Below are 20,961 nucleotides of genomic sequence, written 5' to 3' on the forward strand. Positions count from 1 at the left end.
CATGCTCCGCACCGTGGCCTCCGTCCTGGTCGACCGCTCGGCCGTCTTCGAGTTCGGCGTCGTCTGCGAGGTGTTCGGCATCGACCGCACCGACGACGGCGTGCCGTACACCGAGTTCCGCGTGTGCGGTGAGCGCGCGGGGGAGCGCATCCAGGCGAGCGTCGGCGTCGAACTGGTGCCCGAATACGGGCTCGAGGGCCTCGAGGGCGCCGACCTGGTGACCATCCCGGCGGCGGCGGTCCGGGACGAGTACCCGCCTGCGGTGCTGGACGCGATCCGCCAGGCTCACGCGAACGGCGCCACGCTCCTCACCGTCTGCAGCGGCTCGTTCCTGCTCGGCGCCACCGGGCTGTTGAACGGCCGTCCGTGCACCACCCACTGGAAGCACATCGACGAGTTCAAGCAGCGCTTCCCCGAGGCCTTCCTCGACCCGGACGTGCTGTTCGTCGACGACGGGGACATCATCACCAGCGCCGGCACCGCGGCCGGCATCGACGCGTGCCTGCACCTGGTCCGCCGCGAGCTCGGCTCGGCGGCCGCGACGGCGATCGCCCGCCGGATGGTCGTGCCGCCGCAGCGGGACGGCGGCCAGCGGCAGTTCGTCGCGCTGCCCATGCCGGAGTGCACTGGGGACAGTCTGGAACCGGTGCTGTCGTGGATGATCGAGCACCTCGCCGAGGAGCACACGGTCCCCGCGCTGGCCCGGCGCGCCCAGATGTCGGAACGCACCTTCGCCCGCCGGTTCGCGGCCGAAACCGGCACGACGCCCGTCAAGTGGCTCACCACGCAACGGGTCCTGCACGCGCGAACCCTCCTCGAAGAGACCCGCCTGGGCATCGAGGAGATCGCCCGCGAGTGCGGGTTCAGCACCGGCGCCCTGCTCCGACACCACTTCCACCGCGTGGTCGGGGTGTCCCCGCACGACTACCGCCGCACGTTCGCCGCGTCGTGAGGCATGCTGGGCCTCGTGGCCTATGACGTAACCGCAGTACGCAAGCACTTCCCCGCGCTCGAGGAGGGCGCCGCGCACTTCGACGGACCCGGCGGCTCGCAGGTGCCGGACGTGGTGGGCGAGGCCGTCGCCGCGACGCTGTGCGCGGCCATCGCCAACCGCGGCTCGACGACGGCCGCGGAGCGGCGTGCGGACCGCGTCGTCGTCGAGGCCCGGCAGGCCGCCGCCGACCTCCTCGGCGCGCAGCCGGGCGGGATCGTGTTCGGGCGCAGCATGACGCAGCTGACCTACGACTTCTCCCGCGCGCTCGCCAAGACGTGGCGGCCGGGCGACGAGGTCGTGGTGACGCGGCTGGATCACGACGCGAACATCCGGCCCTGGGTGCAGGCCGCCGAGGCGCACGGGGTCACCGTGCGGTGGACCGACTTCGACCCGGCCTCCGGCGAACTCCCCGTCGAGGCGGTCAGCGGCCTGCTCTCGGACCGCACCCGCCTGGTCGCCGTCACGGCCGCGTCCAACCTGCTCGGCACGCGCCCGGACGTCCCCGCGATCGCCGCCGCCGTGCACGAAACCCGCGCCCTGTTGTACGTCGACGGCGTGCACCTGACCCCCCACGCGCCGGTCGACGTCACCGCGCTCGGCGCGGATTTCTACGGCTGCTCCCCGTACAAGTTCCTCGGCCCGCACCTCGGCCTGGTCGCCGCCGCGCCCGGACTGCTCGAGACCCTGCACCCGGACAAGCTCGCGCCGTCCACCGACGCCGTGCCCGAGCGGTTCGAGCTGGGCACCCTCCCCTACGAACTCCTCGCCGGCACCACGGCCGCCATCGACTTCCTGGCGGGACTCGCGCCGGGCGAGGGCACGCGACGGCAACGGCTGCTGCGCTCGCTGACCGCGCTGGAGGAGTACGAGCAGGGCCTGCTCGATCGGCTCGACGCGGGCCTGGCGGAGATCCCGGGCGTGACGCGCTACGGCTCCCCCACGCGCCGCCGCACACCGACGGTCCTGTTCTCGGTCGAGGGCGTGCCCTCGCCCGTGGTCTACGAGCGACTGGCCGCGCGGGGCGTGAACGCGCCGGCGGGCAGCTTCTACGCCCTGGACTGCTCGCGCCACCTGGGCCTCGGCGACACGGGCGCGGTCCGCGCGGGCATCGCGCCGTACACGACCGCCGCCGAGGTCGACCGGCTGCTGGACGGGATCCGCGACCTCTGACCGGGCGAGGTGCACAGGCGGAAGGGCCAGCCTGTGCACCTCGCACAGTGACCGGAGGATTCCCGCTGTTTACGGTGCTGGGAACCGCTTCTTCTCCGGATAAGGAGGTCGGTATGGCCTCGTCGGTCGGTGTCGACGACTACGCCCTGACCAGGGTCCCGGACAGCGCCCGCTACTCCTGGTGGTCGGTCGCGATCCAGCGTTTCGGTCAGGTGTCCGCGCTGTCGCAGTTCCTGCTGGGCGCGACGGTCGGCTTCGGAATGGGCTTCTGGCAGGCGTTCCTCGCGTTCACCCTGGGCTCGGTCATCCTCGAGCTCATCACCATCCTCGTCGGCGTGATCGGCATGCGCGAAGGCCTGTCGACGTCGATGATCGCCCGCTGGACCGGCTTCGGCCGCGGCGGATCGGCGCTGATCGGGCTCGCGATCGGCATCAGCCTCATCGGCTGGTTCGGCATCCAGTCCGCGGTGTCGGCGCAGGGGCTCGTCTCACTCATGGGCGGGCTGCCGGAGTGGGCGTGGGCGCTGGTTTTCGGCCTGGTCGTGACCGCGATCGTGGTGCGCGGTTTCCACTCGATGGCGTGGACGGCCTACCTGATGGTGCCGGCGTTCCTGATCCTGGTCGGCTGGTCGATCATCTCCGAACTGTCGTCCCACGACGTCGGCGCGCTCGTGTCGTCGGCGCCGCCAGGCCCGCAGCTGAGCCTGCTGCAGGGCACCACGCTCGTCGCGGGCGGGTTCATCGTCGGCGCGGTGATCACGCCGGACATGACGCGGTTCAACCGCAGCACCGTTGACGTGGTCAAGCAGACACTGCTCGGCATCACGCTCGGCGAGTACGTCATCGGCATGGCCGGTGTGCTGCTGGCGCACGCGGTGAAGTCGGCGGAGATCACCACGATCGTCACGTCGTCGGTCGGCTGGGTCGGTCTGCTGATCGTCATCGCGGGCACCATGAAGATCAACGACTGGAACCTGTACTCGTCCGGGCTCGGCGTCGTGAACTTCATCGGCACGGTGTCCGGCCGCACGGCCCACCGCGGCCTGACCACCGCGGTCCTCGGCGTGATCGGCAGCGTGCTCGCCGCCGCCGGCATCCTCGGACGGTTCACCGACTTCCTCGCGCTGCTGGGCGTGGCGTTCCCGCCCATCGCCGGGATCATGGTGGCCGAGTACTTCGTGGTGAAGAAGTGGCGTGGCGATCTGGAAGCCGCCCGTGCCAGGGGAACCGTGCCCGAGGAAGCCCCGGTGTGGGTGCCGGCCACGATCGTCGTCTGGGTCGCCGCGGGGCTGGTCGGCGAGTTCGTCGACTGGGGTCTGCCCAGCATCAACTCGCTCGTCGTGGCGTTCGTGCTCTACGCGGTCGCGGGGAAGCTCGGCCTGGTCCGCGGTGTCGGTCGTAGCCGCACCGCCGACGCCGAACCCGCTCCCGCCGTCTAGGAAAGGAAGAACTCTCGTGCGCATCGGCATCGACGTCGGCGGCACCAACACCGACGCGGTCCTGCTGGACGGGCGGCAGGTGCTCGCCTCGGTCAAGACCAGCACCACCGAGGACGTCACCTCGGGCATCGTCGCCGCGATCGACGGTCTGCAGCGGCAACGTGCGTTCGACCCGGCCGCGGTGCAGGCGGTGATGATCGGCACCACGCACTTCATCAACGCACTGGTGGAGGCCCACCGTCTCGCGCCGACCGCCGCGGTGCGGCTCAGCCTGCCCGCCGGCGCGTCACTGCCGCCGATGGTGGACTGGCCGCAGCGGCTGGTGGACGCGGTGTCCGGGCGCAGCTACCTGGTGCACGGCGGGCACGAGTTCGACGGCCGCCACATCGCCGAGCTCGACGAGAGCGAGCTGCGCAAGGCGGCCGACGACATGGGTGCGGCCGGGGTGCGCAGCGTCGCGATCACGTCCGTCTTCTCCCCCGTCAACGCCGAGTTCGAAGCCCGCGCGGCGGAGATCATCTCCGCCCAGCTGCCGGACGTGGCGATCTCGCTGTCGCACGAGATCGGCCGCATCGGCCTGCTGGAGCGGGAGAACGCGACCGTCATCAACGCGGCGCTGCGGGAGCTGGCCGCGCACATCGTGGACGGGCTGGCCGCGTCCGTGTCCGGCGCCGGCATCACCGCGCCGCTGTACCTGAGCCAGAACGACGGCACGCTGATGGACGTCGACTTCGCCCGCCGCTACCCGGTGGCGACGTTCGCCTCGGGTCCGACCAACTCGATGCGCGGCGCCGCCGTGCTGTCCGGTCTGGACACCTGCGCGGTCGTCGACGTCGGTGGCACGACCAGTGACGTCGGCGTGCTGCGGCAGGGCTTCCCGCGCGAGGCGACCACGGACGTCAGCGTCGCCGGTATCCGCACCAACTTCCGCATGCCCGACGTGCTGTCCATCGGCATCGGCGGTGGCAGCCGGGTGCGGGGGAACGCCGGTGACGTGACCGTCGGCCCCGACTCGGTGGGGTACGAGCTGACCTCGAAGGCGCTGGTCTTCGGCGGCGACACGCTCACCGCGACCGACATCGCGGTGGCCACGGGACGCGTCGAGATCGGCGACCCCAGCCTCGTCGCCCACCTCGACCGCGGCCTGGTGCGGGCCGCACTGGACAGGATCGCCGCGGATGTCGCCGACGTGGTCGAGCGGATGCGCACCTCGGCCGAGCCGCTGCCGGTGGTCGCCGTCGGCGGCGGATCGGTGCTGCTGCCGGACGAGCTGTCCGGCGCCGGGACGGTGCACCGGCCGGAGAACTACGCGGTGGCCAACGCGATCGGCGCGGCCATCGCCCAGATCGGGGGCGAGGTCGACCGCGTGTACGCGATCGAGCCGGGCCGCCGCGAGGCCGTCGTCGAGGAGGCCAAGCAGGAAGCGGTGGACCGCGCGGTCGCGGCCGGGGCCAGCCCGGCGTCGGTCGGGATCGTCGACTTCGACGAGGTGCCCATCCCCTACCTGCCCGGCAACGCCACCCGCATCCGCGTCAAGGCGGTCGGCGACCTGCAGCTGGGGGCGTGACGATGCGCGAGATCACGATCGACCACCTCGGCGACATCGCGCGCGGCGCGGCGATCCTCGGCACCGGCGGTGGTGGCGACCCCTACATCGGGCGGCTGCTCGCGTCGTCGGCGGTGCGCACGCACGGGCCGGTCCGGCTGGTACCGCTGGACGAGGTCGGCGACGACGCGGTGGTCCTGCCCGTCGCGATGATGGGCGCGCCGACGGTGATGGTCGAGAAGCTGCCCTCGGCCGAGCAGGTCGGGCTGGCCGCCCGCACCCTGGCGACGTACCTGGGCAAGGAGCTCACGCACATCGCGTGCGCCGAGGCCGGCGGGGTCAACTCGCTGATCCCGGTGGTCGCGGCCGCGCAGCTGGGCCTGCCGCTGGTGGACGCCGACGGCATGGGCCGCGCGTTCCCCGAGCTGCAGATGGTGCTGCCCACGCTGTACGGCATCCGCGCGACCCCGATGTCCATCGCCGACGAGAAGGGCAACCGCGGCGTACTGGACACAGTGGACAACCACTGGGCGGAACGGCTGGCCCGCTCGGCGACGATCGACATGGGTTGCTCGGCCATGATCAGCAACTACGCGATGTCCGGCGCGCAGGCACGCGAGTCGCTGGTGCCCGGCACCCTCAGCCTGTGCGCCGAACTGGGCGCCCGGGTGCGGCAGGCGCGCGCCGAGCACGCCGACCCCGTCGCCCGGGTGGTGGAGCGGCTCGGCGGCCGGAAGCTGTTCAGCGGCAAGGTCGTCGACGTCGCCCGGCGCACGGTGACCGGCTTCGCCCGCGGCGAGGCCAGGCTGTCCGGAATGGACGCCGACACCGGAAGCGAGATGGTGCTGAAGTTCCAGAACGAGCACCTGGTCGCGGAGCGGGACGGAATCACGGAAGCGTCGGTACCCGATCTGATCTGCTGCCTGGACCGCGAGTCCGGCGAAGCGGTGACCACCGAGGGGCTGCGCTACGGGCAGCGGGTCGTGGTCATCGCGGCGCCCGCGGACCCGCGCTGGCACACCCCCGAAGGCATCGAACTGGCCGGGCCGCGGTACTTCGGCTACGACATCGACCCCGTCGGGGTGAGCGCGTGAGCTGGACGCTGACCGAGGACCACCTCGAAGACCTCGCGCGCGGCGCGGCCGTGCTCGGCACCGGCGGCGGTGGCGACCCCTACGTCGGGCGGCTGCTGGTGCGGCAGGCGATCCGCGAGCACGGGCCGATCACCGTCCTCGACCCGTCCGAGGTCGGCGACGACGACCTGGTCGTGCCGACCGCGCAGATGGGCGCACCGACCGTGGTGCACGAGAAGCTGCCCAGCGGTGAGGAACCCGTGCTGGCCCTGCGGACGCTGGAGAAACACCTCGGCACCCGGGCGAGCGCGACCATGCCGATCGAGTGCGGGGGGATCAACTCGATGATCCCGCTGGTCGTGGGCGCGCGGCTCGGGCTGCCGGTGGTCGACGCCGACGGGATGGGCCGCGCGTTCCCCGAGCTGCAGATGGAGACCTTCGGCGTGTACGGCGTGACCGGCTCGCCGATGGCGATCGGCGGGGAACGCGGCGAGACCACGATCATCGACACCGGCGCGGACAACCGGCGGATGGAGTGGCTCGCGCGCGGCGTCACGATCCGGCTCGGCGGCGTGGCGCACATCGCCGAGTACGCGATGAGCGGCGCCGAGGTCAAGCGCACCGCGGTGCCGCGCACGCTGTCGCTCGCGCTGACGGTGGGCCGCACCATCCGCGAGGCCCGGGAACGCAACCTCGACCCCGTCAGCGAGCTGAGCACCGCCCTGGGCGAGACGCTGTACCGGAACCTGCGGGTGCTGTTCCGCGGCAAGGTGTCCGATGTGGAGCGCCGGACGGAGGCGGGCTTCGCGCGCGGCCGGGCGTCGGCGGTGTCGTTCGACGGCGGGCACAAGCTCGAGCTGGTGTTCCAGAACGAGAACCTGCTGGCCCTGGTGGACGGCGAGGTGCGGTGCCTGGTGCCGGACCTGGTGTGCGTGCTGGAGTCCGAGTCGGCGGAACCGATCACGACCGAGACGCTGCGCTACGGCCAGCGGGTCGTGGTCGTCGGGATCTCGACGCCGGAGCTGATGCGCACGCCCGAGGCGCTGGCCACGTTCGGGCCGGCCGCGTTCGGGCTGGCCTACGAGTTCACCCCCGTGGAGGTGCTGGTCTGAGCCGTTCGGCACCACGTTCACGGCGGGCTCGACGCTCTACCCGGACGGCGGCTGCTCGTTCCACTGAACCGTGACGCGGTACTCGCTGTCCCGGCGGTCGGTGATGAACATGTGCCCCGGCGAGTGGGTGATCGCGAACGGCGGCTTGGAAGCCATCAGCGCCGCCTGCGGCGTGACCCCGCACGCCCAGAACACCGGCACGTCACCGGGTTCGGCCCGGACCGGGTCGCCGAAATCGGGCCGGTCCAGGTCGGCGATGCCCAGCTCCGCCGGATCGCCGGTGTGGACCGGCGCGCCGTGCACCGCGGGCATCGCCCCGCTGATCGCGGTCGCCTCGGCGACCCGGTCCGCCGGGATCGGGCGCATCGACACGACCATCGGGCCGTGCAGGCGCCCCGCCGGGCGGCACCGGCGGTTCGTCACGTACATCGACACGTTGCGGCCCTGTTCGATGTGCCGCAGCGGAATGCCGGCGGCGAGCAGGCCGGTCTCGAACGTGAAGCTGCAGCCGATGGAGAACGCGACCAGGTCCTCCTGCCACAGGCCGCTCACGTCGTCGACCTCCCCGGCCAGCTCGCCGTCGCGCCAGACGCGGTAGCGGGGCAGGTCGCGGCTGAGGTCGGCGCCGGGCGCGAGCACCGTCGACGTGCTGCCCGGGTCGGTGACGTCGAGGACGGGGCACGGCCGCGGGTTGCGCTGGCAGAACAGCAGCACGTCGTAGGCCCAGTCGCGGGGGACGGCGATCAGGTTGGTCTGCGTGAACCCGGCCGCCCACCCGGACGTCGGTGCCACGGTCCCGGCGCGGAAGGCCGCGCGCGCTCGCTCCGGGGACACGGTCGCTGGATCGTCTACCCTGGTCATGCTCCCAGCTCAGCACATGAAGGCAAGCATGCGCATCACCTCGGCGGACGTGCCGGCACTCGAGCGGGGCGTCGCGCTGCTCGGATCCGGCGGGGGCGGGGACACGATGACAGCGGCGGTGCTGCTGCGCCGGCTGGTCACCGACGGCCCCGAACCCGAGGTGCTCCCCGTGGACGCGCTGGACCCCGCGGCCGTCGTCCTGCCGGTGGGCATCGTCGGCGCGACGGCCGCCTTCACCGAGAAACTGCCCAGCGGCGCGGAGTTCGCGACAGCGGTGTCGGCGATCGAACGGTGGACCGGTGACCGCGCCGACGTCCTCGTGTCGATCGAGATCGGCGGGCTGAACGGGCTGATGCCGCTGGTCGTCGCCGGGGACCTAGGCCTGCCGTGCGCGGACGCGGACCTGTCCGGGCGCGGGCTGCCGCGGCTGGACCAGCTGTCCATCGCCGCCACCGGACGTGGGCTGGCGCCGGCCGCGATCGCCGAACCGGGCGGCCAGGTGCTGGTGCTGGCGGCCGGTTCGGACGCCTCCGTCGAACGCGGCGCCCGTGCCTTCCTGGCGAGTTCCGGCGGCTGGGCGGCGATGGCGTTCGCCCCGGTGCCCGCCGGTGAGCTGCCGTCGTGCGCGGTGATCGGCAGTGTGAGCGCCGCACTGGAGCTGGGGCGACGCGTGCTCGCGGCCGGGGAGAGCCCGGCCGCGGACCGGCTGGCGGAGGCCTCCGGCGGGCGCGTGCTCGCGCGCGGACGTGTGCTGGAGGTGTCCCGCCACGTCGGGCCGGGCAGCCACGGCAGCGCCGGGTTCGGCCGGGGCAGCGCGACGCTGACCGACCACGCCGGTGGCGCCCTGCTGCGGCTGGAGATGGAGAACGAGTACCTGCTGGCGCTGCGGGACGGGCGGCCGGTGGCGTCCACCCCGGACGTGATCACCGTGGTCGACCACCGCACCGGCGTGCCCGTGCCGTGCGACGCGATCCGCGCCGGCCTCGAGGTCGACGTGCTGCAGCTGGCCGCGGCCCCGTTCTGGACGGATCCGCGCCGTCTGCCCGTGCTGCGGCCCCGCGCGTACGGCATCGACTCCGACCCGGTGCTCGCCCCGTGATCGTGCGCCGCCTGCTGGCCCTGCCGTCGTGGGCCACGGACGTCCGGGTGCTGGCCGGGCAGTCCGGTCTGGACCGTCCACTGGAGACAGTCCGGGCGACCCTCGACGCCGGTGACGAACCCGGCCGCGGGGAGCTGCTGGTCCTGGCGCGCGAGCTGCGCGGCACCGACTGGCAGCTCGACGCCCTCCTGCGGCGCGGCGCGGACAGCGGTGCCGCCGGGCTGCTGCTGCCGGAGCTGGAACCGCTGGCCGCCACCCGGATGCTGGCGGACCGGCTGGCGATGCCGCTGCTGGTGACCGCGGCCCGGCCGCTGGACCTGCTCGTCGAGGCGCGACTCATGCTCGCCGCCCCGGACCTGGACCGCGCGAACCTCGTGCTGGCCACCCACCGCGCCCTCGGCGAACGGCTGCGCTCGCCGGAGGAGGTGGTGGCCGCGTTGCGCGAGCTGTTGCGGTCGCCGGTCGCGTTGCTCGACGACCGGGGCGAGCCGCTGGCCGGGGAGCTCGCGTCGGCGGCGCGGGTTCGCGTGGACGAGCCGGTGCCGCAGCGGGTGGACCTCGACGACCGGGTTCTGCTCGCGCATCCCGCGTTGCTCGGCGGCCCGGTGCTGTGGGTGGCAGCCGAGCTGAGCGGTGCCGACGCGGCCCGGGCGGACGTGGTGCCGCCCGCGCTGGCGGTCGCGGCCGGGGCCGTGCAGCGGTGGCTGCTGGCCAACCGGCTGGAACTGGAGCGGGACGCGCGCTCGCGAACGGCGCTGCTGGGCGATCTGCTGCGCGTGGACGGCGAGCCCGGGGCGGACCTGCGCCGCCGGGCGGCCGACGCGGGATGGCGGCTGGGCGGCTGGCACGTCGGGTTGCGGATCGGGGTCTCACCCACTGTGGACACGGTGGCCCGGACGACCGAGGTGGTCCGGGCGCTGCGGGCCGAGCAGATCGCGGCGGTGGTCGTCGAGCACGGCGACGGCTGGACCGGCTGGGTGACGTTCGACCAGGAACCGACCGCGGAACGCGTGCGCACGCTCGCGGGCCGCCTCCGCGCCGCGCACAAGACGCTGCGGCGCACGCTCGGCGCGCACCTCGGCGTCGGCCGCCCGCACCCGCGCCCGGACGGCCTCGCGGCGACCATCGCGGAGGCCACCGACGCCGCCCGCCTGGCCGCGACCCGCCCCGAGTCGGGCCACTTCCTGCACGTCGACCAGCTCGGGATGGCTCAGCTGCTGCTGGAGTGGACCCGGACGGACACGTTCGAACCCGCCGCCCGCGCACTGGTCGCCCCGCTCCGGGACGCGCCGGGCGACCTCGTCCGGACGCTCGCCGCGTACCTCGACGCGGAGTCCTCGATCGCCGAGACCGCCGCCGTGCTGGGCGTGCACCGCAACACCGTGGCAGCGCGGATCGCCCGGGTCGAGCAGCTGCTCGACGTCGACCTCTCCCGGCCCGACGACCGCCTGGCGCTGCACCTGGCTTCCCGAGCCATCACGCTCGACGACTGAGTCAGCCCGCGCCGTCGAGTTTGGTCAGCAGCCGGCCCAGCTCGGCCAGCTCGTCACCGTCCAGCGCGGCCAGGAACGGCGGCGGCTCGCTCAGCAGCCGGCCGGCCGCGGCCGCCGCCTCGGCGCCCGCGGGGGTCACCGCGACCAGCCGGCGCCGGCGGTCGTCCGGGTGGACGGTCCGGGACACCAGCCCGCGCTGCTCCAGGTCGTCCACCACGATCGTCGTGTAGGGACGGTCGGTGTGCAGCAGCTCCGCGAGCTCGCCCAGCGTCAGCGGCCCGGGCGCGAGCCGCCGCAGCGCCTTGGTCTTGACGAAGCTCAAACCGAGCGCCTCGGTCACCGCCTTGCGCCGGTCGTGCCGGTGCAGCACCAGGTCCTGCATCAGCGCCCAGACGCGTTCCGCCTCGGTCACCGCGCCCCCACCGGCTCCTCGAACTGCGCCGTCGCCCGCTCGGCGGTCCCCCTCGCCCAGCTGCCGGTCGTCACCACGCCGAGCACCATCACCACCACGCCGCATCCGGCCATGATCCACCACGCGATGTGACTCGCGGCGGGGAATCCCTCGGTGAACGGGCCCCGGATGCGCGACGTGACCACCGCGCCCAGCAGGGCCACCCCGAGCGACGCCCCGACCTGACGGCTGGTCGACGCGACCGCCGCCGCCACCCCGGCCTGCGCGCGCGGCATGCCGGACACCGCGGTGTTGGTGATCGGCGGGTTCAGCATCCCGAACCCGGCGCCGAACACCACGTAGGCCAGCACCAGCCAGCCGAACCCGGTGTCCGCGCCGAGCCGGGTGAGCAGCACCCCGCTGACCGCCAGCCCGAGCCCCCCGGCGACGAGCGGGATCCGGGACCCGCGCGAGGCCACGAGCCGCCCGGACCACGGCGCCAGCGCGAAGATCACCAGCGCGCTGGGCAGGGTCAGCAGGCCCGCGTGCAGCGGCGTGTACCCGCGGACGTTCTGCAGGTACAGCGCGTTGAGGAACAGGAACCCGGACAGCCCGGCGAACCCGCACACCGCGATCAGGGTCGCGCCGGAGAACGGCACGCTCGCGAAGAACCTGGGATCCAGCAACGGTTCCGCCCGCCGCCGTTCGTAGGCGACGAGGCCGATGGCGGCGACCACAGCCACCGCGAAGCAGCCGAGGGTCGGGCCGGAGAGCCAGCCGTGGTATGGGGCTTCGATGATCCCGTAGGTCAGGCTCGCCAGCACCACGACCACCAGCAGCTGCCCCACCGGGTCGAGCCGCCGCGCCCGCGGCGCCTTCGACTCCGGCACGAACAGCGCGGTCAGCACGAGCCCGGCCACCCCGACCGGGATGTTGATCCAGAAGATCGACCGCCACCCGACCGCGTCCACCAGGACGCCGCCGAGCAGCGGGCCGAGCGCCATGCTCAGCCCGACCACCGCGCCCCACACGCCGATCGCCCGCGCGCGTTCCCGCGCGTCGGTGAAGGTGTTGGTGATGATCGACATGGCGACCGGGTTGAGCATGCTGCCGCCGACCGCCTGCACCGCCCGGAACGCGATCAGCAGGCCGATGTTCGGCGCGATGCTGCACAGCAGCGAGCCCAGCGTGAACAGCACGAGCCCGGTCTGGAACGTGCGCCGCCGCCCGATCCGGTCCGCCGTCGACCCCGACAGCATCAGCAGGCTGGCCAGCACCAGCGTGTAGGCGTCGATGGTCCACTGCAGGCTCGACACGCTCGCGGAGAAGTCGCGCTCGATGGCGGGCAGCGCGAGGTTGACGATCGTCGTGTCCATCGAGACGACGAACAGACTCAGGCAGCAGATCGCGAGCACGAGGAGGCGACGACGGCGCGTCAGGTCCGGCACAGGTCCCCCGAAACGTTGTGTTCCTATAACAGTTAGCACTGTACAACTTCCTGGCCAGCGGAACCACTGTGATTCACCACGCCCCTGGACTTGAATCATCGAATGATTTAACGTTCGAGCACATCGGACTCGACGGAGAGGAAGCAGCTCGTGACGGGGCAGAGGCGGAGCGCGGCGTGGTTCGGGGCGACCGGCCGGGCGGGGATGATCTACCGGTCCTGGATGCGCAACCAGGGCTTCGGGGCCGAGGTCTTCGACGGCAGGCCGGTCATCGGCATCGCGACCAGCGCGTCGGAACTGGCCCCGTGCAACGCGCACCTGCACCGGGTGGCCGAGGCGGTCAAGCGCGGCGTGTGGCAGGCCGGCGGGTTCCCGCTGGAGTTCCCGACGATGGCGACCGGGGAGACGCTGATGCGCCCGACCGCCATGCTCTACCGCAACCTGATGGCGATGGAGGTCGAGGAGCTGATCCGCGCCAACCCGCTCGACGGCGTGGTGCTGCTTTCCGGCTGCGACAAGACGACCCCGGCGATGCTGATGGCCGCGGCGAGCGTCGACCTGCCCGCGGTGATGGTCACCGGCGGCCCGATGCTCAACGGCAAGTACCGCGGCACCGACGTCGGCTCCGGCACGCACGTGTGGAAGTTCGAGGAGGAGCTCAAGGCCGGGCGCATGACCCAGGAGGAGTGCTTCTTCGCCGAGGGCTGCATGGCGCGGTCGAACGGGCACTGCATGACGATGGGCACCGCCTCGACGATGGCGTGCATGGCCGAGGCGCTGGGCATGCAGCTGCCCGGCTCGGCGACGTGGCCCGCCGTGGACGCGCGGCGGTTCGAGATCGCGCAGTCCGCGGGGCAGCGGATCGTGGCGATGGTCGAGGAGGACCTGCGCCCGTCGCGGATCCTCACGCGGGAGGCGTTCGAGAACGCGATCCGGGTCAACGCCGCGATCGGCGGCTCGACGAACGCGATCATCCACCTGCTCGCGATCGCCGGGCGCGCCGACGTCGACCTGTCGCTCGACGACTTCGACACGCTCATCCGCGAGATCCCGACGCTGGTCAACCTGATGCCGTCGGGCAAGTACCTGATGGAGGACTTCTGCTACGCCGGCGGACTGCCGGTGGTGATGCGGCAGCTCGTGGAAGCGGGGCTGCTGCACGCCGGCAGCGTCAGCGTCACCGGCAAGCCGGTGTCGGACAACGTCGCCGCGGCGGAGAACTTCAACACCGACGTGATCACCACGGTGGACGAGCCGTTACAGCCCGCCGGCAACGGGACGGCCGTGCTGCGCGGCAACCTGTGCCCGGGCGGCGCGGTGATCAAGCAGTCGGCCGCGTCGCCGCACCTGCTCAAGCACCGGGGACGGGCGCTGGTGTTCGACACGGTCGAGGACTACCACGCCGTCGCCGACGACCCGGACCTCGACGTGGACGAGACGAGCATCCTGGTGATCCGCGGTGCCGGGCCGAAGGGCTACCCGGGCATGCCGGAGGTGTCGAACGTCGCGCTGCCGGCGAAGCTGCTCAAGGCGGGCGTGACGGACATGGTGCGGATCTGCGACGGGCGGATGAGCGGGACGGGGTACGGCACGGTGGTCCTGCACGTCACGCCGGAGTCGGCCGCGGGTGGACCGCTCGCGCTGGTGCGCACGGGTGATCTCATCACGCTGGACGTGGCGGCGCGGACGCTGAACGTCGAGGTGTCCGACGAGGAGCTGGCCGCGCGGCGCGCCGCGTGGCAGGCGCCGCCTGCGCCGTACACCAGCGGGTACACGTGGCTCTACACCCAGCACGTGCTGCAGGCCGACGAAGGCGCGGACTTCGACTTCCTGCGGGGCCGGCGCGGGCACGCCGTGCCGCGGGATTCGCACTAGGCGCGTTACCCGTGAGGTAATCGATTCGCCGAGGATCCCGGCCCACGATGGTCATCGACGATCCGATCTTCCCCGGAGGGAAAACGATGACCTACGTGAACGGCGCCGACGGCACGAAGCTCTACGTCGAGGACGCCGGTGACGGCGCGCCGGTCGTGTTCGTGTCCAGCGCCTGGCTCGGCACGCGCATGTGGGAGTTCCAGGTGCCGGCGGTGGTGGCCGCCGGCCACCGCGCCGTCACCTACGACCGGCGCGGGCACGGGCGGTCCGACCGGCCCTGGGACGGCTACGACTACGACACGCTCGCCGACGACCTCGCCGCCATCCTCGGCGAGCTGGACCTCAGCGGGGTCACCCTGGTGAGCCAGTCGATGGGTGCCGGCGAGGTGGTGCGGTACCTGACCCGGCACGGCTCGGCGCGGGTGGCCGGAATCGTGCTGATCGCGCCGCTCACCCCGCTGCCGATGTGGCTGCCCGACAACCCGCAGGGCATCCCGCTGGAGGTGTTCGAGGCGGAGGACCGGCTGCGCGCCGCCGACCGGCCGGGGTGGATGACGGCGTCGGCGACCGGCTTCTTCGGCGACGACCACCCGGAGGTGTCGGTGTCGGACGCGATGCGGCGGTGGATGATCGACCAGTGCCTGGACGTGTCCGCGCGGGCCACCAGCCAGGTCGCGCGGGCGGTTTTCACGACGGACTTCCGCGCCGAACTGCCCACAGTGGACCTTCCCGCGCTGGTCCTGCACGGGGAACGGGACGTGCAGGCGCCGATCGACCTCTGCGGCCGCCGGACCGCGGAACTCCTGCCGGACGCGCGGCTGCGCACCTACCCGGACGCCGCGCACGGCCTGTTCATCACCCACGCCGCGGCCCTGAACGCCGACCTCCTCGGCTTCCTCTCCCGGCGCGTCGCCGCCGGCGCCGCCGAGGGAAGTGTTCGAGCCAGTTGACGCCGCGGGATCCGTTCGCCACGCGGCGGGCGATCTGATCCTCCCGTTCCGGGCTGGTGAACCGGACTCGCCGATCCCGCATCGCCTGGATCGAGCTTGCCACGAGTATCGCCGCGCCGCCTTCGGCGTGGCGATACTCGTCCTCGGACTCAGGTGAGTACCCGGAACCGCAGGCCGGGTTCGTGGTACTCCTCCAGCGCGTGCGCCACCCAGCCGGCCGTGCGGGCGATCGCGAACACCGCCTCGCCCGCATCGGGACGCATGTCGTAGGTGTGCATCATCGCGGCGAGCGCCAGATCGACGTTCGGGAACAGGTCGGGGCGGCCGGACAGCTGGTCGCGCAACAGGCCGACCACCGGGTTCTCCGGCAGCAGCGCGAAAAGCGCGTCCGCCCGCGGGTCGCGCCGCTGGTAGATCCGGTGCCCGAACCCGGGAATGCCGCCCGTGGCGCGCAACCGCTCCGACAACGCCTCCACCGGGTTCTCCCGCGCCTCGGACAGGAACCGGTACGCCAGGGTGCTCGCCCCGCCGTGGTAGTGCCCGTCCATCGCGCCGAGCCCGGCCGACACCACCGCGTACAGGTTGGCCCGCGCGCTCGCCGCCACCCGTGCGGCCACTGTGGACACGGCCAGTCCGTGGTCGGCCAGCAGGACCAGGGCCGCGTCGAGGACCCGCGGCTCGGGCCGCCGCGAGGTCAGTTTCGGCCACAGCCGCTCGCCGAGGGTCCCGTGCGTCGTCCTGCCCGGCAGGGCGTCGGCGAGCACGCCGATCAACCGCTCCGCGGCCGGGCGCACCGCCTCCGGCGCGAGGTCGAACCGCAGCGGATCGGCGGCGCCGAGGACCGCGACGGCGACCCGCAGGTGGTCGGTCAGCCGGGCCGTCCCGGGCAGCGCCGAGGTGGCCGACCGCACCAGCTCGACGTCGTCCGACGACACCGGGAACCCCGGGCGGTCCGCCAGTTCCCCGGTCCACAGGAAGTGCGCCACGGACTCCAGCCCCCACTCGCCGGCCAGGTCGGCCGCGCGCTGCCCGCGGAAGTACACCTCGTCGTCGGTGATCCGGGTCAGCCGCGTCCGGATGCCCTCCACCACACCCGGCTCGCGACCCCGCCCGGCCAGCCGGTCGACCTCCTCCGCCGCGAACAGGCTCCCCCGCCGCCCCGGCCGCCGGACACTCGTCAGCAGTCCCCGGCTCGCGTATGCGTACACGGTTTCGGCCTTGACCCCGAGCCGGCGCGCCACCTCGGCCGTCGTGAGGAAGCCCTCGTCGCCCATCGACCTGCTCTTTCCCGATTTACATTGACCCAATCAATATTGACAATACTCAATCAAGGTTACGACAGTGGACGCATGACCGAACTCATCGACGTCCCGGCGGGCCTGCGCAACGTCGTCGTCACCACCACCGAACTCGGCGACGTGCGCGGGCGCGAGGGCTTCTACCACTACCGCCAGTACTCCGCGATCGACCTGGCCCGCGGCAGGACGTTCGAGGACGTCTGGTTCCTGTTCCTGGAGGGCCGCCTCCCGGAACCCGAGGAGCGGGCCCGCTTCACGAAGGAACTGGCGCCGCTGCGGGTGCTGCCGGACGAGCTGCGCGAGATCCTGCCGCTCATCGCCACCGCCGGCACGCGTCCGGACCCGATCGCCGGGCTGCGCACCGCCCTGTCCGTCCTCGCCGCCGCGCGCGGGCTCGCCCCGCTGTGGGACGCCGATCCCGAGCAGCGCAAGGCCGACGCGATGCTCGTCTGCGCGGTGACCCCGACGATTCTCGCCGCGTTGCACCGCCTCCGGAACGGGCAGGAGCCACTGGAACCCCGGCCGGACCTCGGCGCCACCGCGAACTGGCTGTACCTCGTCAGCGGCGCGGCACCGCGGCCCGAGCACGCACGCGCCATCGAGCAGTACCTGATCGCGACGGCCGACCACGGTTTCAACGCCTCGACGTTCACCGCACGGGTCGTCGCGTCCTGCGGCGCCGATCTCGTGTCGGCCGTCGCGGCCGCGCTCGGCGCGTTCAGCGGTCCCCTGCACGGCGGCGCGCCCGACCGCGCGCTGGCGAGCCTCGACGAGATCGGTACCCCCGACCGCGTCGACGACTGGGTGCGCGCCCGCATCTCCGCCGGCGACCGGATCATGGGGTTCGGGCACGCCGTCTACCGCACCGAGGACCCGCGGTCGGTCCTGCTGCGCGAGATCGCGACCGGTCTCGGCGGCGACCTCGCGGACTTCGCGACCACCGTCGAACGCCGCGTGGTGGAGATCCTGGCCGAGCTCAAGCCGGGGCGCGAGCTGTACGCCAACGTCGAGTTCTACGCCGGGGTCGTGATGGAACTGTGCGGGCTGCCGCGCGCGCTGTTCACGCCGACGTTCGCGGTGAGCCGGGTGGTCGGCTGGTGCGCCAACGTCCTGGAACAGGCCGCCGGGTCGAAGATCATCCGGCCGTCGGCCCGCTACGTGGGTCCGCCCGCGCCTCAGCCCTTGAGCTGAGGCAGCACCTTCGACGACCAGGCGTCGAAGAACTTGTCCTTCTCCGGGCCGATCTGCGAGACGTACACCTCGTCGAACCCGGCGTCGGCGAACTGCCGCACCGCCTGCGCGTGCGCGTCGGCGTCCGGCCCGCACGGGATCTGGCCGGCCACCTGCTCCTGGGTGACCACGGATACAGCCTGCTCGAAGTCGCGCGGCGTGGGCAGGATGCGACCGAGGCTGCCGGGCAGCAGGTCGCTGGCCCACAGCCGGTGCGCGGTCTCGCGGGCGTCCTCGGCCGAGTCGCCCCAGCACACCTTGAACCCGCCCTGGACCGGGCCGCGGCCACCGGCCTCGCGGTAGGAGTGGACGAGCTCGCCGTCCGGCATCACGGTGGCGAAACCGTCGGCGATCCTGGCCAGGCGGCGGGCGGTCTTCGGGCCGAACGCGGACACGTAGATCGGGACCGGCTGCTCGGGCAGCGTGTAGATGCGGGCCTGCTCCACCGTGTAGTGCTTGCCGTAGTGGGTGACCTGCTCGCCGGTGTGCAGCTCGCGGATCACCTCGACGGCCTCCTCGAGCATCTCCAGCCGGCGCGGGCCGGGCGGCCACGGGTCGCCGAAGATGTGCTCGTTGAGGGCCTCGCCGGAGCCCACCCCGAGCACGAACCGGCCCTCGCACTGCACCGCCGCGGTCGCCGCCGCCTGCGCGATGATCGCCGGGTGGATGCGCACGGTCGGGCACGTCACGGCGGTGGTGATCGGCAGCGACACCGCCTGGGACAGGGCGCCGATCACCGACCAGACGAACGGGCTGTTGCCCTGCTCGCGGGTCCAGGGGTGGAAGTGGTCGGAGATCCACAGCCGCTCGAACCCGGCCTGCTCGGCCCGCTTCGCCTGCTCGACCAGCTCGCGGGGCCCGTGCTCCTCGCTGGACAGGAAGTAGCCAACACTCACCATGACCGGGGGCTACCCGCCGCGGTCACCGGTCACGCACCCTGGCGAGCGGCTCGAAGCCGGACATCTCCATCACGCGCCGCACCGGCGAGGCGGGCGCGACCACGAGGTCCAGGTCCATCTGCAGGACCTTCAACCGCCCGGCGAGCGTGAACAGGACCCGCAGGCCCGAGCTGTCCAAATAGGTCACCTCGGTGAGATCGACCGAGACGCGCTCCGCGTCGTTGCCGATGGAGGAGTAGATCTCGTTCTGGACGACGTCGGCGTTGGCGAGATCGATCTCGCCCTTGATCGTCACCCTCACGTGGCCGCCGTCGGCCTCGGCGTCGACGGTCGCCGTGGTCATTCCGCCTGCCCGTCGGCGATCTTGCGGCGAATCACGACCTCCGTCCCCTGTGGGCGGTGGTCGATGCGGACCTCGTCCCCACAGCGGTGCATCAGCAACGTTCCCCGGCCACGGTTCGCACCTCGCGGCGGACGCCAGCGGCCCTCGTCGCACACAGTAGCGATCACGTCGGCACCCTGCAGCACGAGCCTGACCCGGACCACGCCCCCGGCCGGCCCGTAGGCGTGCTCGACGGCGTTCGAGGTGGCCTCGCCGACCGCCACCAGCAGGTCGGACGTCGCCTCCGCGTCGGCGTTGACCAGCGCCAGCCAGCGGCGCATCGCGGAGCGGACCTCCTTCAGCGACTCCGGGATCGCGGGCACGGTGACCTCCATCGGGCCCACGTCGGCGCTGTCCTGGCGGCGCACCGTCAGCAGCGCCACATCGTCCTCGGGGCTGTCCTCGCCGATCAGCGACACCATCACCTCGGCGCACACGGCGGGGGCGGTGTCCGGCCGCACGGCGTCGCAGAGCCGTTCGAGCCCCTCGTCGAGCGGGACACCCCGCCGCTCCACGAGACCGTCGGTGTAGAAGCAGACCACCGACCCGGCCGGCATCTCGACCACGGTCACCCGGCGCCGCGCGTCGCGCATCGCCCCGATCGGCGGGTCGACCGCGACGTCCAGCAGCTTCCCGCGCTCGCCGTGGCGGCCCTGGACGGGCACCAGGTGCCCGGCCGAGGACACGTGCAGCCGTTCGAAGTTGGGCTCCACGAGCGCGTAGAGCACCGTGGCCATCATGCCGGGCTCGAAGTGCTGCATCTTGCGGTCGAGCTTGGTGAGCACCTCGCCGGGGTCCCCGCCCTCCAGCGCGAAGGCCCGCAGCGCGCTGCGCATCCGGCCCATCACGATCGCCGCGGCCAGGCCGTGACCGACCACGTCGCCGATCACCACGCCGAGCCACCCGTTGGGCAGCACGAAGACGTCGTACCAGTCGCCGGCGATGGACCCCTCGTCCCCGGGCACGTAGCGCGCGGCCAGTTCGAGCCCGGGGATGGTGGGCAGCCTGCCGGGCAGCAGGCTGCGCTGGAGCTCCGCCGCCGCGGCGCGCTCGGCCTTGGAGCGCTGCGCGTGCGCGGCGAGCGCCACCCGGTCGCCCGCGAGCTGGAGGAGTTCGACGTCCTCGGCGGTGAACTTCCGCGGCGTCAGCGATCCCACGTGCAGCACACCGGTCGGCTCGCCGCCGACCAGGAGCGGGACGCCGAGCAGGGTCTGGATGCCCTTCTCCCACAGCAGGCGGTTCACGACGGTGGTCGAGTCGACCCGCTCCAGCTGCACCGGCTCGCGCCGCGCCACGACCTGCCCCGCGAACCCCTTGCCGACCGGCACGCGGACGCCCTGCTTCACCTCGGTCTCGATGCCGCGCGCGGCCACCGCGACGAGCTCGCGCCCGCCCGGTTCGAGCAGCAGCACGGCCGCGGTGTCGACGTGCAGGACCTGGCGGACGCGGTCCAGCAGCTCGGGCAGGAGGTCCTCGGTGGTCAGATGGGCCAGTGCGCTGTCGCTGACGAGGCCGATGCGCCGAAGCTTGTGCTCGGCATCCAGGCGCGCGCTGGCCGATGTGGACATGATGCGAGATTAGCCCCTGCTCAGATGAGAGAAACCTACGGTTTACGGCGGAGGCGATCCTTTCCGCCACGGTTGCGCATCGATTCGTGTCGTTGTCGGTTCGACAATACCGCAGGCCAGGCCTCTTCGCCCG

General features: G+C 72.7%; 18 protein-coding genes. 11 read left to right on the plus strand and 7 right to left on the minus strand.

All coding sequences use genetic code 11. The features are described 5' to 3' along the window. Position 1 precedes the first annotated feature (1 nt). The 6 genes from FB470_RS05125 (at position 2) to FB470_RS05150 (ending at position 7,334) form a co-directional block, all read left to right on the plus strand. On the plus strand, positions 2-952 hold the full coding sequence (locus tag FB470_RS05125) for a helix-turn-helix domain-containing protein (protein ID WP_306989157.1): 951 nt from the start codon (positions 2-4) through the stop codon (positions 950-952). Between the two features lie 15 nt (positions 953-967). Continuing rightward, complete coding sequence (locus FB470_RS05130) at positions 968-2,164, plus strand: cysteine desulfurase-like protein (protein ID WP_306989159.1); 1,197 nt, start codon at positions 968-970, stop codon at positions 2,162-2,164. Between the two features lie 113 nt (positions 2,165-2,277). Continuing rightward, positions 2,278-3,603: a purine-cytosine permease family protein gene (locus FB470_RS05135; RefSeq protein WP_306989160.1), complete on the plus strand. Its 1,326-nt coding sequence runs from the start codon at positions 2,278-2,280 to the stop codon at positions 3,601-3,603. A 16-nt stretch (positions 3,604-3,619) separates the two neighbouring features. Then, positions 3,620-5,170, plus strand: coding sequence for a hydantoinase/oxoprolinase family protein (locus FB470_RS05140; protein ID WP_306989162.1), 1,551 nt, complete (start codon positions 3,620-3,622; stop codon positions 5,168-5,170). Further along, entirely contained in the window at positions 5,167-6,243 is a 1,077-nt protein-coding gene (locus FB470_RS05145; protein WP_306989163.1) for a DUF917 domain-containing protein, read from the plus strand. The genes FB470_RS05140 and FB470_RS05145 overlap by 4 nt, the downstream gene beginning before the upstream one ends. Next, positions 6,240-7,334, plus strand: a complete 1,095-nt coding sequence (locus FB470_RS05150; RefSeq protein WP_306989164.1) for a DUF917 domain-containing protein — start codon at positions 6,240-6,242, stop codon at positions 7,332-7,334. The genes FB470_RS05145 and FB470_RS05150 overlap by 4 nt, the downstream gene beginning before the upstream one ends. Before the next feature lie 36 nt (positions 7,335-7,370). Here the strand turns inward: FB470_RS05150 and FB470_RS05155 are convergent, their stop codons facing one another. Then, the gene (locus FB470_RS05155) at positions 7,371-8,168 is read right to left on the minus strand and encodes a putative hydro-lyase (protein WP_306999059.1); all 798 of its coding nucleotides are present in this window, start codon (positions 8,166-8,168) and stop codon (positions 7,371-7,373) included. 55 nt (positions 8,169-8,223) lie between these two features. Between FB470_RS05155 and FB470_RS05160 the strand changes: the two genes are divergently transcribed. Continuing rightward, positions 8,224-9,294, plus strand: coding sequence for a DUF917 domain-containing protein (locus FB470_RS05160; protein ID WP_306989165.1), 1,071 nt, complete (start codon positions 8,224-8,226; stop codon positions 9,292-9,294). Next, positions 9,291-10,787, plus strand: coding sequence for a helix-turn-helix domain-containing protein (locus tag FB470_RS05165; RefSeq protein ID WP_306989167.1), 1,497 nt, complete (start codon positions 9,291-9,293; stop codon positions 10,785-10,787). The genes FB470_RS05160 and FB470_RS05165 overlap by 4 nt, the downstream gene beginning before the upstream one ends. A 1-nt stretch (position 10,788) precedes the next feature. Here FB470_RS05165 and FB470_RS05170 read toward each other — a convergent pair whose 3' ends face one another. After that, the gene (locus FB470_RS05170; protein WP_306989168.1) at positions 10,789-11,199 is read right to left on the minus strand and encodes a MarR family winged helix-turn-helix transcriptional regulator; all 411 of its coding nucleotides are present in this window, start codon (positions 11,197-11,199) and stop codon (positions 10,789-10,791) included. Further along, positions 11,196-12,626, minus strand: coding sequence for an MFS transporter (locus FB470_RS05175; RefSeq protein ID WP_306989169.1), 1,431 nt, complete (start codon positions 12,624-12,626; stop codon positions 11,196-11,198). The genes FB470_RS05170 and FB470_RS05175 overlap by 4 nt, the downstream gene beginning before the upstream one ends. A 150-nt stretch (positions 12,627-12,776) precedes the next feature. Here FB470_RS05175 and FB470_RS05180 point away from each other — a divergent pair, with 150 nt between their 5' ends. Both FB470_RS05180 and FB470_RS05185 read left to right on the plus strand, forming a co-directional pair. Next, a complete protein-coding gene (locus FB470_RS05180; RefSeq protein ID WP_306989170.1) occupies positions 12,777-14,501 on the plus strand; it encodes an IlvD/Edd family dehydratase in 1,725 nt (574 codons plus the stop codon). Between the two features lie 47 nt (positions 14,502-14,548). Further along, positions 14,549-15,451 carry an alpha/beta fold hydrolase gene (locus FB470_RS05185; RefSeq protein WP_306989171.1) on the plus strand — a complete coding sequence of 301 codons (903 nt, stop codon included), beginning with the start codon at positions 14,549-14,551 and terminating at the stop codon, positions 15,449-15,451. A gap of 149 nt (positions 15,452-15,600) precedes the next feature. Here FB470_RS05185 and FB470_RS05190 read toward each other — a convergent pair whose 3' ends face one another. Next, positions 15,601-16,725 carry a citrate/2-methylcitrate synthase gene (locus FB470_RS05190; protein WP_306989173.1) on the minus strand — a complete coding sequence of 375 codons (1,125 nt, stop codon included), beginning with the start codon at positions 16,723-16,725 and terminating at the stop codon, positions 15,601-15,603. 75 nt (positions 16,726-16,800) lie between these two features. On the opposite strand from FB470_RS05190, the gene FB470_RS05195 reads away from it, so the two are divergent. Then, positions 16,801-17,940 (plus strand): citrate/2-methylcitrate synthase, encoded by a 1,140-nt coding sequence (locus FB470_RS05195; protein WP_306989175.1) that lies wholly within the window; start codon positions 16,801-16,803, stop codon positions 17,938-17,940. Here FB470_RS05195 and FB470_RS05200 read toward each other — a convergent pair. Genes FB470_RS05200 through FB470_RS05210 form a run of 3 tightly spaced genes read right to left on the minus strand, consistent with a single transcriptional unit; the run spans position 17,925 to position 20,828 of the window. After that, positions 17,925-18,878 (minus strand): TIGR03557 family F420-dependent LLM class oxidoreductase, encoded by a 954-nt coding sequence (locus FB470_RS05200; RefSeq protein WP_306989176.1) that lies wholly within the window; start codon positions 18,876-18,878, stop codon positions 17,925-17,927. The genes FB470_RS05195 and FB470_RS05200 overlap by 16 nt on opposite strands. A gap of 22 nt (positions 18,879-18,900) precedes the next feature. Then, positions 18,901-19,221, minus strand: coding sequence for an STAS domain-containing protein (locus FB470_RS05205; protein WP_306989177.1), 321 nt, complete (start codon positions 19,219-19,221; stop codon positions 18,901-18,903). Further along, entirely contained in the window at positions 19,218-20,828 is a 1,611-nt protein-coding gene (locus FB470_RS05210; protein ID WP_306989178.1) for an ATP-binding SpoIIE family protein phosphatase, read from the minus strand. The genes FB470_RS05205 and FB470_RS05210 overlap by 4 nt, the downstream gene beginning before the upstream one ends. Between the last annotated feature and the right edge of the window lie 133 nt (positions 20,829-20,961).

Source organism: Amycolatopsis thermophila (assembly GCF_030814215.1).
Taxonomy (GTDB): Bacteria; Actinomycetota; Actinomycetes; order Mycobacteriales; family Pseudonocardiaceae; genus Amycolatopsis_E; species Amycolatopsis_E thermophila.